General features: G+C 65.1%; 19 protein-coding genes, 1 tRNA gene and 1 riboswitch. Of the genes, 10 read left to right on the top strand and 10 right to left on the bottom strand.

Going from position 1 to position 20,699, the window contains the following annotated elements; all coding sequences use genetic code 11:
- Positions 1–11: 11 nt before the first annotated feature.
- From HK108_RS06820 to HK108_RS06840, 5 genes are all read left to right on the top strand, one after another.
- Positions 12–851, top strand: coding sequence for a helix-turn-helix domain-containing protein (locus tag HK108_RS06820; RefSeq protein WP_229664007.1), 840 nt, complete (start codon positions 12–14; stop codon positions 849–851).
- A 139-nt stretch (positions 852–990) separates the two neighbouring features.
- A complete protein-coding gene (locus HK108_RS06825) occupies positions 991–2,019 on the top strand; it encodes an iron-siderophore ABC transporter substrate-binding protein (protein WP_181270953.1) in 1,029 nt (342 codons plus the stop codon).
- Positions 2,020–2,031: 12 nt separating this feature from the next.
- Positions 2,032–3,072 carry a FecCD family ABC transporter permease gene (locus HK108_RS06830; protein ID WP_181270954.1) on the top strand — a complete coding sequence of 347 codons (1,041 nt, stop codon included), beginning with the start codon at positions 2,032–2,034 and terminating at the stop codon, positions 3,070–3,072.
- Positions 3,069–4,115, top strand: a complete 1,047-nt coding sequence (locus tag HK108_RS06835) for a FecCD family ABC transporter permease (protein ID WP_229664008.1) — start codon at positions 3,069–3,071, stop codon at positions 4,113–4,115. The genes HK108_RS06830 and HK108_RS06835 overlap by 4 nt, the downstream gene beginning before the upstream one ends.
- Positions 4,112–4,915, top strand: coding sequence for an ABC transporter ATP-binding protein (locus HK108_RS06840; protein ID WP_181270955.1), 804 nt, complete (start codon positions 4,112–4,114; stop codon positions 4,913–4,915). The genes HK108_RS06835 and HK108_RS06840 overlap by 4 nt, the downstream gene beginning before the upstream one ends.
- Positions 4,916–4,927: 12 nt before the next feature.
- Here the strand turns inward: HK108_RS06840 and HK108_RS06845 are convergent, their stop codons facing one another.
- The 4 genes from HK108_RS06845 to HK108_RS06860 form a co-directional block, all read right to left on the bottom strand.
- Entirely contained in the window at positions 4,928–5,593 is a 666-nt protein-coding gene (locus tag HK108_RS06845; RefSeq protein ID WP_373284078.1) for a DNA alkylation repair protein, read from the bottom strand.
- 105 nt (positions 5,594–5,698) lie between these two features.
- Positions 5,699–6,769, bottom strand: coding sequence for an FUSC family protein (locus tag HK108_RS06850; protein ID WP_172174040.1), 1,071 nt, complete (start codon positions 6,767–6,769; stop codon positions 5,699–5,701).
- Between the two features lie 196 nt (positions 6,770–6,965).
- Entirely contained in the window at positions 6,966–8,165 is a 1,200-nt protein-coding gene (locus HK108_RS06855) for an RNA polymerase sigma factor (protein ID WP_181270957.1), read from the bottom strand.
- Positions 8,166–8,189: 24 nt separating this feature from the next.
- Positions 8,190–8,597, bottom strand: coding sequence for a YciI family protein (locus tag HK108_RS06860; RefSeq protein ID WP_181270958.1), 408 nt, complete (start codon positions 8,595–8,597; stop codon positions 8,190–8,192).
- Between the two features lie 275 nt (positions 8,598–8,872).
- Here HK108_RS06860 and HK108_RS06865 point away from each other — a divergent pair, with 275 nt between their 5' ends.
- From HK108_RS06865 to HK108_RS06880, 4 genes are all read left to right on the top strand, one after another.
- Positions 8,873–9,574 (top strand): hypothetical protein, encoded by a 702-nt coding sequence (locus tag HK108_RS06865; RefSeq protein ID WP_181270959.1) that lies wholly within the window; start codon positions 8,873–8,875, stop codon positions 9,572–9,574.
- Positions 9,575–9,829: 255 nt separating this feature from the next.
- Positions 9,830–10,789, top strand: a complete 960-nt coding sequence (locus tag HK108_RS06870; protein ID WP_181270960.1) for an NADP-dependent oxidoreductase — start codon at positions 9,830–9,832, stop codon at positions 10,787–10,789.
- Positions 10,790–10,884: 95 nt separating this feature from the next.
- Positions 10,885–11,418, top strand: coding sequence for a type 1 glutamine amidotransferase domain-containing protein (locus HK108_RS06875; protein WP_181270961.1), 534 nt, complete (start codon positions 10,885–10,887; stop codon positions 11,416–11,418).
- Between the two features lie 123 nt (positions 11,419–11,541).
- The gene (locus HK108_RS06880; protein WP_181270962.1) at positions 11,542–13,116 is read left to right on the top strand and encodes a SpoIID/LytB domain-containing protein; all 1,575 of its coding nucleotides are present in this window, start codon (positions 11,542–11,544) and stop codon (positions 13,114–13,116) included.
- 19 nt (positions 13,117–13,135) lie between these two features.
- Here the strand turns inward: HK108_RS06880 and sfnG are convergent, their stop codons facing one another.
- The 3 genes from sfnG to HK108_RS06895 form a co-directional block, all read right to left on the bottom strand.
- Positions 13,136–14,284: a dimethylsulfone monooxygenase SfnG gene (gene sfnG / locus HK108_RS06885; protein ID WP_181270963.1), complete on the bottom strand. Its 1,149-nt coding sequence runs from the start codon at positions 14,282–14,284 to the stop codon at positions 13,136–13,138.
- 10 nt (positions 14,285–14,294) lie between these two features.
- Positions 14,295–14,413, bottom strand: a riboswitch (SAM riboswitch).
- A gap of 392 nt (positions 14,414–14,805) precedes the next feature.
- Positions 14,806–14,893: transfer RNA gene (locus tag HK108_RS06890), tRNA-Ser, on the bottom strand.
- Positions 14,894–15,005: 112 nt separating this feature from the next.
- Positions 15,006–15,905, bottom strand: a complete 900-nt coding sequence (locus HK108_RS06895) for a helix-turn-helix transcriptional regulator (RefSeq protein WP_139469360.1) — start codon at positions 15,903–15,905, stop codon at positions 15,006–15,008.
- Between the two features lie 121 nt (positions 15,906–16,026).
- On the opposite strand from HK108_RS06895, the gene HK108_RS06900 reads away from it, so the two are divergent.
- A complete protein-coding gene (locus tag HK108_RS06900; protein WP_181270964.1) occupies positions 16,027–17,523 on the top strand; it encodes an MFS transporter in 1,497 nt (498 codons plus the stop codon).
- Here HK108_RS06900 and HK108_RS06905 read toward each other — a convergent pair.
- From HK108_RS06905 to HK108_RS06915, 3 genes are read right to left on the bottom strand one after another with little or no spacing between them, the layout of a single operon-like run.
- A complete protein-coding gene (locus tag HK108_RS06905; protein WP_181270965.1) occupies positions 17,501–18,700 on the bottom strand; it encodes an ABC transporter permease in 1,200 nt (399 codons plus the stop codon). The genes HK108_RS06900 and HK108_RS06905 overlap by 23 nt on opposite strands.
- Entirely contained in the window at positions 18,697–19,446 is a 750-nt protein-coding gene (locus HK108_RS06910; protein ID WP_229664009.1) for an ABC transporter ATP-binding protein, read from the bottom strand. Before HK108_RS06910 ends, HK108_RS06905 begins: the two co-directional genes overlap by 4 nt.
- On the bottom strand, positions 19,443–20,576 hold the full coding sequence (locus tag HK108_RS06915) for an efflux RND transporter periplasmic adaptor subunit (protein ID WP_181270966.1): 1,134 nt from the start codon (positions 20,574–20,576) through the stop codon (positions 19,443–19,445). Before HK108_RS06915 ends, HK108_RS06910 begins: the two co-directional genes overlap by 4 nt.
- Between the last annotated feature and the right edge of the window lie 123 nt (positions 20,577–20,699).

Genomic DNA, 20,699 nt, shown 5'->3' on the forward strand with positions numbered 1-20,699 from the left:
ATCCTGAATCAGTGACCTCCACGATCAAACAGTTTGACTCCCGAACCACGGCCTCGGGCCGCGTGGCCGAACGCCACCTGCCCAGCTATTCAGCGGGACAGGTGTGTCTGCCGATGCAGATCCTCGGTTCCGCGGAGACCATGGAGCACGAAACCTACTGGTCCGAACACTCCCACCCCACACATGAGCTCCTGTGGCGAGACGATGGCGTGGGGACGGTGACGATCGGCACCCGAACCTGGACGATCACGCCGCCTCTGGGGATGTGGATCCCTGCCGGGATTCCGCACTCCGGGTGGACTCCCGCCGGAGTGGTCGTCAAAGCAGCACAATTCGATGTCGACGAGCCACCGCTGGGCAATGCGCCGACCACCGTGAGCATCCACCCGCTGCTGCGCCTTCTGCTCTCACGGCTGCAGACCCTCGAACCCCGAACCGATTCCTATGCGCTGACCGAGGCGATGATCCTCGATGTCCTGTCCCCCGCAGAGCACGAGGTCCTCGTCCACCGACCGACCGCCGAGCTGCTGACCCCGATCGTCGAGACCGTGTTCAATGACCCCAGCGATCCGACGACTCTTCAGGAATGGGCGACGCGCCTGGGAGCCAGTCCGCGCACCATCACCCGCGCCTTCACCGCGGAGACCGGCTTGGGTTTCAACCGATGGGTGACGACGGCCCGCATCCACTGCGCGATCACCCTGATCGGACTCGGCTGCGAGATCCCTGATGCCGCTGCCGACGTGGGTTATGCCTCGGCGAGCGCATTCACCACAGCGTGCCGACGGATCACAGGGACGACACCGGCGAATCTCCGAGCAGAGACTTCATCGTCACATTTGTCCGTTTGACGCAACCGAGTGTCACAATTGCTCGATTGCGCCGAACCGCCTCCTCGGATACTTTGATTAGGCACACCTATGTATTGATTAGGCAAACCTACTTCCCGGCCTTTCCGGGTGTGCCCCACACACCTTTCGAAAGGAAGAAATGAACCGCCCATCCCGTGCCTTCGCTCTGCCTGTGGCCATTTCGGCAGCACTCGTGCTCTCCGCCTGTTCATCCTCCGGGACCTCCGCTGATGCCGAAGCCGGTGACGGTGACTGGGCGCCTGTGACCATCGAACACGCCCTCGGCACGACGAAGATCGAGTCGAAGCCCGAACGGGTCGCCACCGTCAACTGGGCCAACCATGAAGTGCCCCTGGCACTCGGCGTCGTGCCTGTCGGTATGGCCAGCGCCGACTTCGGTGATGATGACGGCAACGGCGTTCTCCCCTGGGTCGAAGACAAGCTCGACGAGCTCGACGCGGAGACGCCGACCCTGTTCGACGAGACCGACGGCATCGACTTCGAAGCCGTCGCGGACACCCAGCCCGACGTCATCCTCGCCGGATATTCCGGTCTGAGCCAGGAAGACTACGACACGTTGTCAGAGATCGCACCGGTCGTCGCCTACCCGGAGACCGCATGGGGCACACCATGGCGAGAGATGATCGAGATCAACAGTGAAGCGATCGGTATGAAGAACGAGGGTGAGGAACTCATCGCCGACCTCGAGTCGGAGATCGACTCAGCAGTCTCCGAGCATCCGGCGATCAAGGACAAATCGACGATGTTCCTCACTCACGTCGATCCATCCGATCTGTCAGAGGTCAACTTCTACACCACGCACGACACCCGTGCGATGTTCTTCGAGGATCTAGGCATGAAGGCTCCCGCCAGCATCGCGAAGGCCTCGGAGGAGACCGACCAGTTCTCCTCGCAGGTCAGCGCCGAACAAGCCGATGTCTTCGATGACGTCGACATCATCGTCACCTACGGCGACGACAAGCTCGTCAAGACCTTGGAAGATGATGAGCTTCTGTCCCAGATGCCTGCGGTGAAGAACGATGCGATCGTCAACCTGCCCGGCGACCAGCCCTTGGGCACCGCCGCCAACCCGACTCCGCTGTCGATCTCGTACATCCTCGACGACTACCTCGACGAGCTCGACGAGGCCGCCTCGAATCAGAAATAGGCCGCCATCTCGATGACAGCCACGTCGACTGCAGTGTCGACCGCCGCCAGGCTGCGGCGGTCGACTCGCGTCCGCTTCCTGTGGATGCTCACCGCGCTCGCACTCGTCGTCGTCCTCATGATCGCCTCGACGATGATCGGCTCCCGCAATGTCGGCCTCGAAGACGTGTGGGCCGCCTACGGCGGATCGGCGACCGGCTTCGACCAGGCTGCGGTGGCCAAGCGCATACCTCGCACCCTGCTCGCCGTCTGCGTCGGCGCGGCTCTCGGCGTCTCCGGAGCCGTCATGCAGGGTGTGACACGCAATCCTCTGGCCGACCCTGGCATCCTCGGCGTCAATACCGGGGCGTCCTTGGCCGTGGTCATCGGCATCGCCTTCTTCGGCCTATCCAGTGCTGAGGGCTATATCTGGTTCGCCATCGCCGGTGCGGCGGTCACCGCTGTGTTCGTCTACGCCATCGGGTCCCTCGGTCGGCAGGGGGCGACACCGCTCAAGCTCGCTCTGGCCGGAGCCGCCACCGCAGCGGCCCTGTCCTCTTTCATCTCCGCAGTAGTCCTCCCTCGCGGTGACATCTCCGATCTCGCACGGGATTGGCAGATCGGTGGGGTCGGCGGAGTCACCATGGATTCCGTCCTGCTCATCGTGCCCTTCCTCATCGGCGGCTTCTTCGTCAGCGTCTGGTGTGGTCCGGGGCTCAACGCTCTCGCCCTCGGCGACGAGCTCGCGGCGGGTCTCGGTCAGCATGTGGGACTCACCCGAGCCCTGTCCGCGGCCGGGGCCGTCGTCCTCTGCGGAGCCGCCACCGCCGTGGCCGGACCCATCGGCTTCCTCGGACTCGTCATCCCCCATGCCTGCCGACTGCTCATCGGCCTCGACCACCGGTGGCTGCTCCCGTTCTCGGCAGTCACCGGCGCCGGGCTGCTGACTGCCTCCGACATCCTCGGACGCATCGTCGCCCGACCGGCCGAACTTGACGTCGGCATCCTCACCGCGCTCATCGGCGCTCCGTTCTTCATCGCCATCGTCCGCCGGCAGAAGGTCCGATCCCTGTGAGTATCACACCACTGACCCCCACTGCCGAGGCGGTCGTCAGCCTGCGCAGGGCGCGGTCGAGGCACTGGACGAGCATCGTCGTGATCCTTTCCGTGCTCATCGTCGCGACCTTCCTGGCCAGCCTCATGGTCGGGCAGACTTTCTATTCCTTCGACACGGTCGTCCGTGTCATCGCCGGCGAACAGGTCCCCGGGGCGTCTTTCACCGTCGGCCGTCTCCGTCTGCCCCGTGCCGTGATGGCGCTGGCCGTGGGGCTGAGCTTCGGACTCGGCGGGGTCACGTTCCAGACGATGCTGCGCAATCCCCTGGCCAGTCCCGACATCATCGGCATCAGCTCGGGAGCATCGGCGGCCGCGGTGTTCGCAATCATCACCCTCGGCCTCGGCACCACCGGCGTCTCGATCTTCGCCATCGTCGCCGGCCTCGCGGTGGCGCTGCTCATCTATCTGCTCGCATATAAGAACGGGGCCGCGGGAATCCGCCTCATACTCGTCGGCATCGGCATCTCCTCGATGCTGACGGCCCTGATCAATTGGGAGCTGACGCGGGCGTCCCAATGGGACCTCCAAGAGGCGCTGCGCTGGTTGGCCGGCAGCCTCAACGGTGCGAACTGGGAGTCCGTGATTCCGGTGCTCATCGCGCTCGTCATCCTGGCCCCGCTGCTCCTCGGCCAGTCGAAGAACCTCTCGATCACGCAGCTCGGCGACGACACCGCCGAGGCTCTCGGCGTGCGTGTGTCCCGCACCCGTCTCCTCGTCATCGTCACCGCCGTCGGACTCATCGCCTTCGCCACCGCTGCGGCCGGCCCGGTGGCCTTCGTCGCCTTCCTCTCCGGACCGATCGCCGCCCGACTCATCGGGCCGGGTTCCTCACTCCTCATACCGGCGGGACTCGTCGGGGCACTCCTCGTTCTCGTCGCCGATCTCATCGGTCAGTTCGCCCTCGGCACTCGGTACCCGGTCGGTGTCATCACCGGTGTTCTCGGCGCCCCGTACCTCATCTACCTCATCATCAGAATCAATCGTTCGGGAGGTTCCCTGTGACCACGGACCATTCGCTTGCGGCCGAGGGTCTGCATCTGTCCTACGGGGACGCCGATATCATCTCCGGCCTCAGCCTCGCCCTGCCGTCCGGGGACATCACGGGCATCGTCGGGGCCAATGCCTGCGGCAAGTCCACGCTGCTGAAATCGATGTCTCGGCTGCTGACCCCGCGTGCGGGGCAGGTTGTCCTCGACGGTCGGCAGGTGCATGCGATGCCGGCGAAGCAGCTCGCCCGCATCCTCGGCCTGCTCCCTCAGACTCCGATCGCTCCGGAGGGCATCACGGTTGCCGACCTCGTCGGACGAGGTCGCCATCCGCATCAGGGAGCTTTCTCCCGCTGGAGTGCCGCCGACGACCTCGCTGTCGCCGAGGCCCTGGACACCACCGGCACCGCGGAGCTCGCCGACCGGCCCGTGGACGAGCTCTCCGGAGGTCAGCGACAGCGTGTGTGGATCGCGATGGCCCTTGCCCAGCAGACCGACATCCTGCTCCTCGACGAACCGACGACTTTCCTCGACGTCAACCATCAGGTCGAAGTCCTCGATCTGCTCACCGAGCTCAATCAGCGCTCCGGAGTGACGATCGTCATGGTCCTCCACGACCTCAACCTCGCCGCCCGCTACTGCGATCGGCTCGTCATGCTCTCGGGCGGCACCATCCATGCCCAGGGCACGCCTGCCGAGGTTCTCACCGAGGACAACGTCCATCATGTCTTCGGACTGGAGAACCGGATCATCGAGGACCCCGTGTCCGGTCAGCCGCTCATGCTCCCGATCGGGCGTCACCGCACGCTGGGCTGACTCGCCGACGGCTCAGTCCGCTGACTTCCGAGCCACCATCTCCGTGATCCAGGTCGGGGCGAAGGGCGAGGTGCAGCCGGGCGAGGTCGGGTAGTCGCGGAGAACGCCGAGGCGCTCACCGATGTCGATGGCACGTTTCCGCAGGCCCGGGTTCTCGATGCCGATATAGGACAACGTCTCGTTCATCGCCCACTGCAGGCGCTCGGGGGCATCGGCCATCTCGGCCTCGATCACGTCCAGCAGACCGGTCAAGTCGAGGCCTTCGGGTTTCCGGTTCACCCGTTCGCTCGTCAGCGCCCACCCGGCGGAGGCGACCACGGGATCCGGATCGTCCATCCACGACCGGCGCAGCGCCTCGGCGTTGGGTGATTTCTTGACGATATAGCTGACCAGCCAACCGTGGACCTTCGGGACACGGGAGTCACGCAGCATCTCATCGAGCTGTGCTTCGCTCCAGGCCTTCGGACGCATGATTAGGGTCGCGACGAGGCGGGCCGCAGTGTCACCGGAGTCCCACAGTTCGGCGGCGAGTTCATCGTTCTTCTTCAGGTCCTTCGCCACGGCGCGCAGCTTCGTCAGGTTGACCGCGTGGTCGTCGCCGTGGCGGGCGTTGACGGCGCGGATCTTCCCGTCCTCGAGCGAGGCCAGGGTGGCGAGCACCTCGGTGCTGGTGGTCATCATGTGCTCCCGGTTCGGTTCAGCGTTAGGGCAGTGCGGATGAGTTGAGGTGAGCCGATGATATCCGACGCACAGGCGGCGTGGCAGAAGTTCTGGCAGCCGAGGTCAGTCGTCGTCATCGGCGTGCGGTGAGGCATCGATTTCAGCGCGCGTCCTCTTCACACTGCTGAACCCGACGATGACGACGAGCATGCCGACGACGGCGCCGATGACGGTTTCGATGGCGCGGGAGGCCAGCAGCTCCGGAACCGGGTGCGGGCTGCCGATCTGGGTCATGAGCAGTGCCAACGGGGTGATGAAGAGCAGAGCCACCGAGTAGTTGCGCAGCACGAAGATCTCGGCGAGGAACTGCAGCAGGATCACCCACACCACCAGCTGCCACGCCTCGGTGGGGAACGACAGCAGGAACGCTGTGACGATCACGCCCAGCAGGGTTCCGACCACCCGGTGGACGCCGCGCTTGAGACGGGCCGAACGACCGGGCGGAGTGATCGGTGCGACCGCTGCGACCATCGCCCAATAGCTGTGTGACAGAAGCGGGAGCACATCGATGAGCAGGGTGCCGAGAACTCCGGCGATGAACGGGGCGATCGTGAATCGGGCGGCGTGGGCTGCCAGATCAGCCTTGCCCACCGGCGACAGCCCGACCCGCACATAAGTCTCCTTCTCCGGAGGCATGCGTTCGCCGGCATAATGGGCGAGCGCTCCGAGACCGATGCACACCAGCGCCGAGGCAGCCGCCACACCCATTGCCACCGGCACCGATGCGCCGCCCGGAATGGATCCGACGGCTCCCGTGGCGAAGATGAAGAAGATCGACCCGCCGGGCTTGAGCCGGAAGCGCAGGGCGATGGCCGCACCCGCACCGGACACGAGTGAGGTGATGACGACGAGCACCCAGACCGAAGCTCCGAGGCTGCTGAGCAGGGCGCCGATGCCCACGCAGACGACGAGGACGGCGGCAGCGATCGACTGGCGTCTGGTCCGCGATCGTGGGGACTCGAAGCGCGCGTAGATGCCGGTGAAGGCGCCGAAGGCGGCATAGACGGCGAGGTCGAGGCGGTCGATTCCGAGCAGCACGAGAAGCGGGATGGCGACTCCCAGGGCGATGCGGAACGCGGGAATATGGTCGCGTTCGCCCGGTGGGATGCGGAAGAACTCCTGCAGGTGGCTCAAACGGGTTCGGCCTCTTTCGACATCGGGAACGGACCCCGGTGACGGGATCGCTGACATGGGTTGGTGAGCTGAGTGCTCCCTTCGATCGTAGTCCGCCATCGGTGCTGACGAATGTCTTCTGCCGACAGGAGTGATCAACCTCGCTCGCCGAGGCGGCCGAGCGAGACCGTAATCACCGCCGTCACGGTCACCTCGGTCACGGTCGGTGGCCCTGCCCCGACCGTGCGCGTGCCGCCTGCCGGTTGAGATGGTCGCGTTCGGCGAGGTTGCCGGCCCGTTCGGCGGCCCGCGCGTAGAGCTCGGCGGCCCGCTGTGACTCCCCTGCGCGTTCGCGCAGGTGCGCTTCGACGGCGAAGTAGCGCGGCAGGCTCTCGTCCAGTCCCCGCAGTTCGGTCAGGCCCGCCCCTGGGCCGTCGGCTTCCCCGACGGCCACGGCACGGTTGAGTCGCACGATCGGGGTATCTCGCAGGGCCAGCAGCTCGTCGTACCACTGAACGATCTGCACCCAGTCGGTGTCCTCGACCGTCTGCGCATCGGCGTGGAGTGCCGCGATGGCAGCCTGTGCCTGATATTGGCCGAGTTCATCCCGACCAAGGGCTGCCTGCAGGATCTCGATGCCCTCAATGATGAGCCGTCGATCCCACAGGGTGCGGTCCTGATCGGCCAGGGCGATGAGTCGTCCGTCTGGACCGAAACGGGCCTCGCGGCGGGCGTGGTGGAGGAGCATCAGGGCGAGCAGTCCGTCCACCTCGGCGGAGTCGATCATCGCCCGCAGGCCGCGGGTCAGTCGGATCGCCTCGGCGACGAGGTCGACCTCGCCCGAGTGCCCTTCGTTGAACACGAGGTAGAGGGTGGTGAGCACTGCGGACAGATCGCCGGGTCGGTTGAGTCGGGAGCCTGCGATCGTCGATTTGGCGCGGCTGATGCGCTGGGCCATCGTCGACTCGGGCACCATATAGGCCTCGGCGATCTGCTTCGTCGTCAGTCCGCCCACCGCCCGCAGGGTCAGTGCCACCGCCGAGGCGGGGCTGAGGTCGGGATGGGCGCAGAGGATGTAGAGGTCGAGGGTGTCATCGGCGTTCGGGACGCCGTCGGTTCCGGGTTCGGCCGAGGTTCCGGGCTCGGCGAGCGTGGCGGCCATGACCCGTTCCTCGCGTTTCATCCGCGATCCTTCAGATCGCACGATGTCGAGGAACTTCCGCCACGCCACCGTCACGAGCCAGCCCCGCCGGTCACGGGGCAGGTCGGCCGGCCACGATCGCAGGGCTTCGATGAGCGCGTCCTGAACGGCATCCTCGGCGGTCGCGAAGTCTGCTCCACGACTGACGAGGATGCCGATCACGGCGGGGACGAGCTCACGCAACTCCGCCTCGGCGAGGGGATCCGGATCGATCATCGCGGACTCCGTTCGCGTCCCTGATCATTCGTCCACGCTGGGTGCGTGGTCGAGGAAGGGACGCAGTTCGAGCCATTCGTTGATCGGCTCTCCGCCCTTGCCCGGTGCGGCGGACAACTCACCGGCGAGTTCGAGAGCTCGGTCGTAGTTCTCGACGTCGATGACCATCCACCCGGCGATGAGGTCCTTCGTCTCGGGGAAGGGACCGTCGGTGACCGGAGGCTTGCCCGGTCCGCCGGATCGGACGAAGGTGCCCTCGGGCGAGAGTGCCTGGGAGTCGACGAATTCACCGGAGTCCTTGAGTCTGTCGGCGAAGGCGTTCATGTACGCCACATGCGCGTCGACTTCGTCGGAACGCCACTGGTCCATCGGGGTGTAATCCATATACTGCTCCGACATCCGATAGTGCTTGAGCATGAGGTACTTGGCCATGATGGTCTCCTTGTCTCGTGTCGCTCGCACGGGTTGTGCTCGCTGACATGTCTGGGACGCAGCCGGACGAGTGTTCTCGACATCGCCGGCGAAGTTTTCTCGAATCTCTTCGGCTCCGATCATCGAACACAGTCCCAGAATAGGCCGATGTGTCCGTCCTGGAACATGCGTCACCGGATCCGAACACGAATCGGCCCAGGTCACGGCTCCGCGCTGAGAGGCTTGTCTTGTACGAAACACCGACAGCTTTTTGCACACGAGACCAGGAGCAGACCATGAAGGCACAGACACTTCTCAAGACCATCACCGTTGCCGGAGCTCTCGCCGCGACCCTGACACTCTCGGCCTGCGATATGAACATCACCTTCGGCCCAGAAAGCCAGGGCCAGGAACAGGGCCAGGAGCAGGACGGTCAGCAGGACCAGCAGACCGAGAGCACCGAGACGACCGCCGAAGAACCGGCATCGGATTCAGGCTCCGCCTCGGACTCCACCGGTTCGGGTTCGACCGGAACGACCGATAACGGCACGACGGACAACGGCACCACCGGCAGCGGCGGATCCACGGATTCGTCCAGCGCCTCCTCGGCGAGTGGCTCCTCCACCTCGAACGGCTCGTCGTCCACCGGATCGTCGTCCTCGAGCGACTCCACCTCGAGCGGATCATCGTCGTCGAGCGGCACGACCGACAACGGCTACCAGGGTCCGCGGATCGGCGAAGACGGAGTCGAACTCGACGCCGACGGCAACGGCAAGATCCCCGCCGACGTTCTCGAGGCGGACATCAAGAACGCCTACGCCAAGCAGGGCACCACGGTCGACAACGTCGACTGCTACTCCGACCTGCGGATCTTCTCCCACAGCGGCTCACAGAACTGCACCGTCACCGCTGCCGGCAAGAATCACTACGGCACTGTGAAGATCACCTCGGCGTCGCAGTCCGGCATCGGCTACAGCCTCGAGTTCCCGAACATCTGAGCCGACAATGCCCGGTCGCCTCATCGACGCGGCCACCCTGATCCGCTCCCCTCGAGCAGCCGCGATTCGCCTGACGAATTCCGCGCATCCCCAACTGCACTCCCCTGGCCCGCTGCGGCCCGGGGAGTGCGGTCATTCGTGTCGTGGAACAAGTCGGCTTCCTGTGGTGTTGTCGCTGATGTGGGCCACGGAACAGGTCGGGCCCCCAACCGATTCGTCAGTCGGACTGATTCGCCCACCGATGAGGAGCAGAGCATGACCAGACGCGTCCAGTACACCTCCAACGGAGACATCGATCAGCTTCACCTCGCCGAGGTGGCCTTCCCCGAGGTCGGCGAGGGCCAGGTCCTCGTCACCGTCCTCTATGCCGGGCTCAATCCCCTGGATTGGAAGATGCTCCAGGGCGGTCGCTTCGGTTCCGTCGAAACTGCCTCCGGCAACGGCGTGGACTTCTCCGGCGTCGTCGCCTCGGTCGGCGAAGGCGTTACGGACTTCACGCCCGGAGACCTCGTCTACGGCGGGCTGCCGAAGCAGGCGCAGACCGAACAGCTTCTCATCACCGATCCTGCCGACAGGCTCGACAGGATCCCGCGCGGACTCGGCGTCGACACCGCCGGAGGTCTCTACGTCGCAGGGCGCACCGCCGTCGCCGGAATCCGCGCCCTGCGCCTCAGCGAAGGCGACACTCTCTTCGTCTCCGGGGCCTCCGGCGGCGTCGGCATCATCGTCGCCCAGCTCGCCCGCAACCTCGGGGCGAGGGTCATCGGCAGCGCCAGCCAGGGCAATCATGCTCTCTTGGAAAGCCTCGGGATCGAACCCGTCACCTATGGTGAGGGCCTGTGGGACCGAGTCAGTGAACTCGCCACCGACGGGATCCAGGCCGCGTACTCGACGCAGGGTGAGGACGAGATCACCGGCATGATCGACCTCGGCATCCCAGCCGACCGCATCGTCTCGATCGGTGCGGGCCCCACGGTCGCGGAGAAGTACGGGGTGAGCATCGACGGCGAAGCCAGGGCCCGCCGTGATGACATGGTCTGGCTGGGCCAGGCCATCGCCTACGGCCATGTCCACGTCCCGATCGCCCGGGTCTTCGACGCCGAAGAGGTCCACGACGCCTACCGGCATCTGCTCACCGCCCACCCGGCAGGCAAGGTGCTGCTGCGCTTCCCCGCGAAGCCGCTGACCGACCAGCAGCGAGCCCATCTGACCTGAGGCGCCGGCCCAAGTTCCGCGGCGGCTCAATTCCCACGACAGACAGATTTCACGACAGACAGCATTTCCGGAACACAGAGAAAAGGAGCACCATCATGGCCATCACCGAAAAGAAGGTCGCATTCCTCCTCACCCGCGGCGTCGAGCAGATCGAACTCACCAGTCCCCGCGCGGCACTCGACGAGGCCGGGGCGACGACCGTCATCGTCTCCCCGTCCGAGGGAACACTGCAGGCGATGGAAGGCGATTGGGAGCACGCCGAGACCTTCGACGTCGACGTTCCCGTCGCCGAAGCCTCGGTCGATGACTTCGACGCCCTCGTCCTGCCCGGCGGCACCCTCAACGCCGACGCTCTGCGTCTGGACGAGGACGCCGTCAACCTCGTCAAGGCGTTCTTCGCTGCCGACAAACCTGTCGCGGCCATCTGCCATGCCCCGTGGATCCTCGCCGAGGCGGGAGTGGCCAAGGGACGGAAGCTGACGTCCTTCATCTCGACGAAGACCGACCTCATCAACGCCGGCGCCGACTGGACCGACACCGAGGTGGTCGTCGACGGCAACCTCATCACCTCCCGCAACCCCGGCGACCTCGACGCATTCAACCAGGCGATCGCTGACAAGCTGAGCTGAGCAGGAACGATGCCTCTTTCGCCGAGGTCGAACGCCTCGGCGACGAACTCCCCGTAACGATCGTTTCGGGGAGTTCGTCTGTTCGTCACCCGGGGTCTTGACAGCCGCGCTTATGATCTACTCATGCCAGCTTCCCCGTTCGTCAAGGCGACGACTCCTGCCCTCGCGTCACTGCTCATCGGGTTCCTTCTCCTTCTCTGCTCCACACCGCCTCCGGCACATGCCGCCTATTCGACCTCGGGCGCGATCGGGACGATGCACAGATCGCTCGGCGGGAATTCCGGCAAGCTCGGCCCAGCGGTCGGCCCGCAGCGGTGCACGCTGATCCAGAAGGGCTGCTATCAGTCGTTCAAGCACGGCAGCATCCATTGGACGAAGGCCACCGGTGCCCATGCGACTCTGGGTGCGATCCGCACGGCGTGGAAGAAGTCCGGGTGGGAACGCGGTCCGCTCGGCTATCCGACGAGCAACGAGTACCGGTCCGGGTCCGAGACCCGGCAGAAGTTCCAGAAAGGCATGATCGTGTGGACGGCGAAGTCCGGGGCGAAAGTGACGCTGACGAAGGCGCCGTCGTCGTTCACGATCAAGGGGTCGGGGTTCGGCCATGGAGTCGGGATGAGCCAGTACGGAGCGCGCGGAATGGCGGCAGCCGGAAAGTCATCGACGCAGATCTTGCAGCACTACTACACCGGGGCCAAGGTCACGACGATGTCGAAGGACGCCGACGCCAGTCTCAGGGTGCAGCTGCTGACCGGGAAGAAGTCCGTGACGGTCTCTCCGCGGTCCGGCCGTCTGCGGGTCAAGGTCGGGTCGAAGACCATCGAATCGGCCTCGAAGGTCACGATCGAACGGACCTCGTCCGGTTCGGTCAAGGCGATCATCGGGTCGAAGAGCTATTCGGGATCGAAGCTCACCCTCGAATGGCAGGGCACCCGATATTGGAAGAGTTCGTCGGCGACGACGGTGTCGGTCAGCGGTGCCCAGAACGGGGCGACCGGCACCTACCGGCACGGACGGCTCGAGATCGGTCAGCTGAAGAGCTCGCTCAACGTAATCAACGTGGTGGGTCTCAACAAGGAATATCTGCCGGGCATCGCCGAGATGCCGGCATCGTGGCAGTCCGAAGCCCTGCGCTCTCAGGCCATCGCTTCGCGCACCTATGCCTACCGCAATCTCGGTGCGGTGAAGCCTGCCTGCGGGTGCAACGTCTATGACGAGGTGGCCTCGCAGCGTTTCCTCGGGTGGACTCATGAGAATGCAGGCGATTCCGGTCCATGGCGCAAGGCCGTGGCCGCGACACAGAGCACGAGCGGGTCGACGGTGAAGTCGGCGCGCCTCATCACCTACAAGGGCGGGCTCATCGATGCTGTCTACTCGTCGTCGGCAGGCTCGAAGACGCATTCGGCTGCCGAGGTGTGGGGGTCGGCTGTGCCGTACCTGGTCTCGGTCGATGACTCTCCGTCGAAGTATGCCTCTGCGCAGAACCCGAACGCCTCGTGGTCGGTGACGGCCAAGCAGGCCGACATGGCACGGGCGTTCGGGCTGGCAGACGTCCGGTCTGTGACGGTGGCGAAGACCGGCTCAGGTCTGGTGAAGACGGTGAAAGCCACCTCGGTGAAGGGGAAGACCGCGAGCCTAACCGGCGATCAGCTGCGAACGAAGCTGAAGCTCAAGTCCGCGTCATTCAGCGTGGCCTGAGGCAAACCCGCCTCCAGGGTCAGACTCCGGCAGGGGTGAGCAATCCCCTGTTGACGAGTTCGGCTTCCTTCTCGCGCACGATCGGGATGACGGTCTTGCCGAACGCTTCGAGTTCCTCCTGGAAGTGCAGGAAGCCGGTGAGGATGAGGTCGACGCCGAACTTCTTGTACTCGATGATGCGGTCGGCGACCTGTTCGGGAGTGCCGATGAGTTGGGTGCGGAAGCCGTCGTTGTACTGGACGAGGTCTTCGAAGCTCGAATCCGCCCACATGCCCTTCTTATCGTGAGTCGAGGCTCCGGCCTGCTGGACGGACTTGCGGAATCCTTCGACCGCGCTTTCATCGGCTTTGGCGATGATCTCACGCAGCTGTTCGCGGGCTTCGGCCTCGGTGTCGCGGACGATGGCGAACCCGTTGAGCCCGAAACGGACCTTCCGATTGTGCGCTCGGGCCACCTCGGTGACGTCGTCGTACTGTTCGCGGAAGCCGTCGAAGTCCTTGCCGTTGGAGAAGTACCAGTCGGCGTGCTTGCCGCCGTTGATGCGAGCGGCCGAGGAGTTTCCGCCTTGGAAGATCTCCGGGTGGGGGCGGCCCTCGACTGGGTAGGGGCCGGGGCGGAGGGTGAAGTCGTCGACGGTGTAGAAATTGCCGCGGTACTCGACGTTCTCCTCGGTGAAGAGCTTGCGGACGACATCCATGAACTCGGCGGACCGGCGGTACCGTTCGCCGTGTTCGAGCCACGGCAGGCCGAGGCGGGTGTATTCGTCCTTGAACCAGCCGGAGACGACGTTGATGGCGGCCCGGCCCTTCGTGAACTGGTCGGCGGTGAGGATGAACTTCGCGAGCACGGCCGGTTCCCAGATGCCCGGATGAATGGCGGCGATGACCTTGAGCTTCTCAGTGGCAAGGGCGAGCGCGAGTGACGTGGAGGTCGATTCGTGCTGCTGGGCCGCGCCGTAGCTGGAGAGGTAGCGGACCTGGCTGAGTGCGTATTCGTAGCCGACTGCCTCGGCGGTCTGTGCGAGCTTGACGTTGTAGTCGTAGCCCCAGTCGGTGCGCTGTTCGATGTTCGACACGACCAGGCCGCCGGAGACGTTGGGCACCCAGTAGGCGAACTTCAGGTCTTCGGGTTCACCGGTATAGATCGGGTTGGCGTGGAGATTCGTCATTGTGTGTCCCTTCCCATCGAAACTGGCATGAGCACCGTGTCCGCGGGGCGTGCGCTGCGCGATCTTCCGCGCCGGACCGGTTGCTGCGACGTCATCGGGCCAGTTCCCTTCAGTCGCTCGTGATGTGTGCAGGTGTGCAATATCGTGTGTGCGGGTGTGCCGTGCCAGACTACTGAGACGCAGACCACACTCGGCGGGCAGACTTCGCAGGCCGACGCATGCCGTCACAATGACGCATTCCGCCACGAACCGTCATGCGATTTGCCTTCCGGCAGCTGCGCTCCGCTGCACCCAGCTCCGCACCCCTCACCCTTGGCGGCACACCACCTCGTTGCACCGGTGCGTTGGACCAGGACCGACGAGGGATGCGAAAGCACCGGTAGCAGGTGGCACGAATGGTGCGAACTGTCACAATCGGTGTGGGATGTCCGAATACGAGCCTCCCGCGACCGGCATGGAGGTCCGCCGCCGGTGAATCGACGAAGTCCCGGCCCGCAGCAACTGCGAGACCGGGACTTCCGTGGCGGAGGATAGGGGATTCGAACCCCTGAGGGCGTTAACCCAACCCGCGTTCCAGGCGAGCGCCATAGGCCACTAGGCGAATCCTCCGCGAATCAGCTTATCCGAGTCATGACGACAATGCGAAATCGCGGTGGCCGAGTGTGAAGCATCCCACTTCCCGCAGGTGAACACGCGACCTCGTCACCCGACGGCACACGGTTCAGTCCGCGACGGCGCGGAGATGCCGTTCTGCCGACGGCTGCGCCCCGTCCTCCCGTCTGCGTTCGATGCTGCCGTCATTGATCCAGCCGTGCAGCGTCTCCAATCGGGACCGCGTCACCGTGTCCACCGGCTGATAGACCGAGAGCGTCAGCCTCTGGTTCTCCTGCGCGATGAGCGTCGTCATCGTCAGCTTGAGCGTGCCCACATACGGGTTCTCAATGGTCTTGACCCGCCCGACAGATCGACCGACCGTTCCCGAATCCCACAGGCGGCAGAATTCCGGATTCCTGCGCAGCCGCGACAGCAGCGGCGACCACTCGGGATCGTCGATCGACTCCGCGTACGAGGCACGCAGCTTCGCCACGACCTGCGCCCGATGGCCGTCGTCGGAGTGGAAGGTCCGCGCCCATTCCGGGCTCTCGAAGGACTGGATCGCGCAGTTGCGGTCGGCCGGAGCGAGTGCTTCGAGGTCGGAGGCGAGATACCGTTCGACGGAGTTGAAGGCGAGGATCGTATACCGCGGATCAGTGACCATCGCCGGCAGCGGCAGCAGTTCGTCGAGCAAGGTGCGCATCTGCTCTCCCACCGCCGAGTCACCCGGGTTCGCGACTCGATCCGGATATCCGCCCAGCAGGAAGAGATGGGCACGCTCCTCACGGTCGAGCAGGAGCGCCTCGGCGATGGATTCGAGCACCGACTCCGAGGGGTGGACCTCGCGCCCCTGCTCAAGCCAGGTGTACCAACTGGTGCCGATGTTCGCGAGCACAGCGACCTCTTCGCGCCGCAGTCCCGGCACCCTCCGCCGGGTGCCGGCCGCAAGACCGACCTCGCAGGGCCGCACTCGGTTGCGTCGCGAACGCAGGAATCGTCCTAGCTCCTCGGTTCTCACTTGTGCCATGCCTCCATTGTCCGTCCGACGCTCACCCCGTTCCACCCTGTCACCGCTCTCAGCCTGGTGGTGCGACCAACACCATCAGCACGCCCTCCCACTCCCCCGCGGCCCATCGCAGACTGGATCCATGAGAGATTCCCACACGCAGACATCATCGACCTCCGCCGAGGCGGTTCCGACCTCGGCCCTCGCCGAGGCTGCTCCCGGTCACGCACCCGACGTCGAACCCGCCCCCACCGCAGGCCATCCTGCCCCCGTCCTCTGGCCGCTCCACCTCGGTGCGTTCCTCGCGACGTTCATGTTCTCCGTCTCAAACGTCGCGATCCCCGCGGTGCAGGCCGACATCGGTGCGAGTGATTCGACCTCGGCGCTCATCGTCGGTCTGTTCTCCGCCGCCTTCGCCTCCGGCCTCATCCTCTGCGGTCGCATCGGGGACCGCTTCGGGCGTCGCCGCCTGTTCATGATCGGCACGGGCGCGCTCGTCATCACCTCAATCGCCGTCGGACTGGCACCCGATCCGCTCTTCCTGCTCGTGGCTCGCGCAACCCAGGGTTCGGCAGCGGCGGTGATGATGCCGCAGATCCTCGCGAGCTTCCAGCATTCGCTGTCCGGGGCCGCACGGTTGAAGGCGATCAGCCTCTTCGGCGCATTCTCCGGAGTCGGCACCGTCGGTGGTCAGGTCCTCGGCGGCGGACTCATCTCCCTCTTCGGCCAGACCTGGGGGTGGCGGGCGGCGTTCCTCAGCTGCGCGATCGCCGCCGCAGCCGCCTATCTCGGTTCCCTGCGCCTGACCGAATCACGCAGCATCGACCCGGCACCCCTCGACGCCCCCGGCGCAATCCTCCTCGGCGTGGGCATGATGAGCCTCGTCACCGGACTGGCGCTGGGACCGGTCACCGGCTGGCTTCCGCTGCCCGCAACCCTCTTGGCAGCCTGCGCTGCAGCTCTCACCGCGTTCGCACTCTGGCAGAACCGCGCCGAGGCGGCCGGACGTGACCCACTCATTCCGCCACAGGTGGTTCGCATCCCTGCCGCGTGGATCGGGATGCTCATGGCCTTCGTGTTCTTCGCCGGCTTCGGCACGTTCCTCTACAACTTCGCGCTCACATCGCAGACCGGCCATGGTGACCCCGCCGCCGTCTCCGGACTCACGCTCGGCCTCTTCGCCGCAGCTTTCCTCATCACCTCTCTCCTCGTCCCCCGGGCCGTCGGTCGACTCGGCGGGCCCGGCACGATGGTCCTCGGCACGACCCTGCAGGCGATCAGCCTTCTCGGGGTGGCTTGGGCGTCGGCGACGGCCCCAGCCACAGAATGGAATCTGTGGTTCCAGCTTCCGGGAGTCGTCCTCGGCGCAGCTCAGGCTCTCCAGTTCGGTCCTCTTGTCGGCACCGTGGTCGGAGCAGTCCCCGACCGAGTGGCCGGGCTGAGCGGCGGTCTCATCGCAACGATGCAGCAGGCAGGCATCGCCGTGGGCGTGGCGCTGCTCGGAGCGCTCTTCCATGTCTTCACGCTCAGCCTCGGCTATGACAATGCCTTCGCCGTGGCATGCCTCGTTCAGGTCGGGCTGTGCCTGGCCTTCGGAACGGGCGCTCTGGCACTCCTCAGGCTCGGATCGCGTCGATGATCCGCACCCGAGTGGCGACGACAGCAGGCACCGATCCTGCCAGCGCTCCGGCTCCGACCGAGACGAGCATGCCCACAATCGCGGCAGAGATCGGGACCTGCGGAGTACTCGCACCGTCGAACATGAACTCAGCGACGAGCGGCGCCTTGAGCACGAGCACGGCGATGAGAACGCCGACAGCGCCTGCGATGGTCGTCGCGACGACGCTCTCCATCATCACGGAGAAGAAGATGCGCCGACTCGTCGCCCCGAAGGATCTGCGGATGCCGATCTCCCTGATCCGCTGTTGGATCGTCACAAGAGAGATGTTGAGCAGGCCGAGCATACCCATGAAGAGAATGAGGATGCTGATGACCAACAGCACGTTCTTCACCGGACCCAGTGTTTCATCGATGTCCGAGGCGAAATCGGTTCTGTCCGCACTGACGTCGAAGCCGGGCAGCTGCCGTCTGAGATCACTCGTCACCTGTTTGCTCAGCTCCTCACCGACCTCGGGCGGCACCCACATCTCGAATTCGGTGACGGCGTAGGCGTCTGCGGCGAACTGCTTCTCCTGCCCGTTGAGGACGTAGATCTCCCCGTACTCCTGGAATTCGGAGGAGGGCACCGAACCGATGACCGTGGCCGTCTTCTTCGGGGAACCGGACAGCTCGATCGTGGCCGGCAGGGAAGTCGGGTCGATGCCGTATTCGCTGAGGAAAGTCTCATCGGCGACGACGGCCGGCGACAGGTTCGCGGCGTCACCGGCGGTGAACCACCTGCCGTGATCGACGGAGAGTCGGCGCATGACGTCGAAATCCGGGTCGACGATGTACATCGAGGCGCTGATGGTGCCAGCCGGTCCCGGCACCGTGGTTTCGGCCTGACCGTAGGCGGAGATGTGGCTGATTCCGAAACGGTCGGCGGTCTCGTCGAGTGCTGACCGGACCTTCTCGACCTCGGATTCGCCCATCTCGGACTCGGTCGGATTGAGGCTCAGGGTGTAGGTCGCGGCGCGACCACCCTGCTGCTCGTAGGAGTCGGCGAGGCCCTTCTGCATCATGTTCCCGAACCCGACGACGAGCGTCAGTGCACACACTGCCACGCCGACGCCGATCAGGGACATCAGCACGCGCACCTTGTGCACCCTCAGTTCCTGCCAGGCTTCGACGAGCGATGCGGCGAATCCTGTGATCATCGGCTCTCACCCGCCAGCGCCTCGGCGGTGGCCCCGTCGAGGACCGGATGGAGACACCCCTGACTGAGCGAGAACTGTCGAGTGGCCATGTTCGCCACCCCGAGATCATGGGTGATCGTGATGAGCGCAGCCCCCGAGTCCTTGGTGATGCCGTCGAGGATCTCCATGACCTGACGCCCCGTCTCAACGTCCAGGGCGCCCGTCGGCTCGTCGGCGAGCACGAGCTTCGGCTCACGCACCAGCGCGCGTGCGATCGCGACTCTCTGCTGCTCACCTCCGGAGAGACGGTTCGGCTTCGCCTCGATCCGGTCGCCGAGGCCGAGACGCTCGAGCATGGCTTCGGCCGATCTCCGCCGATTGCGGAACTCCCGTCCGGTGGCGTACATCAGCGGGGCTTCGACGTTTTCCACCGCAGTGCGTCCGGGCAGGAGGTTGAACTGCTGGAAGACGAATCCGATGTCACGTCCTCTGATCGCTGCGGCCCTGTTCCGGGAGATCTTCTGCACGGGTTCACCGGCGAACTCCATATCCCCGGTCGTCGGCGCGTCGAGGAGTCCGAGGATGTTGAGCAGCGTCGATTTGCCGGTGCCGGAGCGACCGACGATGCCGATGTGCTCCCCCACCCCCACCTCGAGGTCGATATCGGCAAGGATCGTGAGCAGCTGATCGTCAGCGATCGGCACCGAACGCGACACATGCCGCAGCGAGAGCAGAGTCTCTGCCGCCGTCGGCTCCGGGCGGCTCACCAGTCCTCTCCCTCGCCGAACTCGCCATCCATGCCGCCCTCGGAACTCTCATCTTCAGGTTCGGTGCCGGGAACGAATTCATCGATCTCCTCACCTTCTTCCAGGCCCGACTTCACTTCGACCATGGACCCGTCGTTGAGGCCGATCTCGACCTCGCGCTCCTCGGACTTGCCGTCGTCTCCGGTCACCCAGACTGATCCCTTCTCGGTGAGTCCGCGCACCGCGGTCACCGGAACGACGATGACGTCCTTCGCCTCTCCCGCATCGATGGTCATAGTGAGATCGAGGCTGTTGTAGACGGTGACATCGTCGGGGATGGCACAGATCAGCTGCGGACCGTCTCCGGAACCTCCTTCCGAGCCTTCGGCGGCAGAACCGTCGTCACCTGCGCTTTCAGCCCCTGGGTCCTCGGACTCCTCCTCGCTCGTCGACGACGATGCCGAGGCTGTACCCGGCCCCTGGTCGAGTCTGAGACCCGTGCAGTCGAAGGGCTTCGGGCCCTCGTCGATCGCGATGTTCGCGGTGTCCGGAAGCTCCTGCACCCGGTAGAGATCGGTCGCCTTGATCGGTGCCTTGGCGGTGAAGGTCTTCTTCAGCAGCTCGGTCACCTGGGTGTCGGCAGAGACTGTGTCACCCTGCTCGACGGAGAAATCACCCACCGTGCCGTCTTCCGCAGCGATCACCGAATGATACTTCGGCTTGGCCGGGGTCGACGGGTCACCTCCCGATGCCTCATCCCCGCCATCCGAGTCTGCTGTCTCGGCACCGTCGCTGCCGCCGTCCGGCTCTTCGGGCGCCTCCTGCTCACCCTCGCTTCTGACCTGGAACAGCTCCGCGCCTTTGAATACCTCATCACCGGGCTTGACGAAGAGATGGTTGACCACGCCGTCGTGGTCGGCTTTGACCGCAGTCGGGGAGTCGACGTTGATGCGTCCCTTGACCTCGATTGTGTTGGAGATGTCGCCGCGTTCGGCGGTGATGGTGGATTCCGCCGGCTCCCCACTGGCACCGACATCGTCGAATTCGTCGTCGGCAGCCGGTTTGAAGGCGATCCAGCCGAGGAATACAGCGATGAGGATGAGGACGAGGAGGAAGGCCAGCGGCAGAACCGCTCTGCGGAAAATGTGCATGATTCCTTAGGGATGGGAAACGAGGATGCGTCCACACTATCCAGTGAAAGTCCCGGTCAGATGATGTTTTTGTCACGAGTGGATAACAGTGTCCTTGTCGTAATCCTGTGGCCCCGCCCACTC

The organism is Brevibacterium sediminis (assembly GCF_013623905.1).
GTDB lineage: Bacteria > Actinomycetota > Actinomycetes > Actinomycetales > Brevibacteriaceae > Brevibacterium > Brevibacterium sediminis.

What these genes read in the sequence shown, in the direction of transcription:
- HK108_RS06870 (WP_181270960.1), top strand. Translation starts at nt 9,830, where the DNA reads ATGACCAGACGCGTCCAGTACACCTCCAACGGAGACATCGATCAGCTT.
- HK108_RS06905 (WP_181270965.1), bottom strand. Translation starts at nt 18,700, where the DNA reads ATGATCACAGGATTCGCCGCATCGCTCGTCGAAGCCTGGCAGGAACTG.
- HK108_RS06845 (WP_373284078.1), bottom strand. Translation starts at nt 5,593, where the DNA reads ATGACCACCAGCACCGAGGTGCTCGCCACCCTGGCCTCGCTCGAGGAC.
- HK108_RS06825 (WP_181270953.1), top strand. Translation starts at nt 991, where the DNA reads ATGAACCGCCCATCCCGTGCCTTCGCTCTGCCTGTGGCCATTTCGGCA.
- HK108_RS06855 (WP_181270957.1), bottom strand. Translation starts at nt 8,165, where the DNA reads ATGATCGATCCGGATCCCCTCGCCGAGGCGGAGTTGCGTGAGCTCGTC.
- HK108_RS06860 (WP_181270958.1), bottom strand. Translation starts at nt 8,597, where the DNA reads ATGGCCAAGTACCTCATGCTCAAGCACTATCGGATGTCGGAGCAGTAT.
- HK108_RS06895 (WP_139469360.1), bottom strand. Translation starts at nt 15,905, where the DNA reads ATGGCACAAGTGAGAACCGAGGAGCTAGGACGATTCCTGCGTTCGCGA.
- HK108_RS06875 (WP_181270961.1), top strand. Translation starts at nt 10,885, where the DNA reads ATGGCCATCACCGAAAAGAAGGTCGCATTCCTCCTCACCCGCGGCGTC.
- HK108_RS06830 (WP_181270954.1), top strand. Translation starts at nt 2,032, where the DNA reads ATGACAGCCACGTCGACTGCAGTGTCGACCGCCGCCAGGCTGCGGCGG.
- HK108_RS06900 (WP_181270964.1), top strand. Translation starts at nt 16,027, where the DNA reads ATGAGAGATTCCCACACGCAGACATCATCGACCTCCGCCGAGGCGGTT.
- HK108_RS06915 (WP_181270966.1), bottom strand. Translation starts at nt 20,576, where the DNA reads ATGCACATTTTCCGCAGAGCGGTTCTGCCGCTGGCCTTCCTCCTCGTC.
- sfnG (WP_181270963.1), bottom strand. Translation starts at nt 14,284, where the DNA reads ATGACGAATCTCCACGCCAACCCGATCTATACCGGTGAACCCGAAGAC.
- HK108_RS06865 (WP_181270959.1), top strand. Translation starts at nt 8,873, where the DNA reads ATGAAGGCACAGACACTTCTCAAGACCATCACCGTTGCCGGAGCTCTC.
- HK108_RS06880 (WP_181270962.1), top strand. Translation starts at nt 11,542, where the DNA reads ATGCCAGCTTCCCCGTTCGTCAAGGCGACGACTCCTGCCCTCGCGTCA.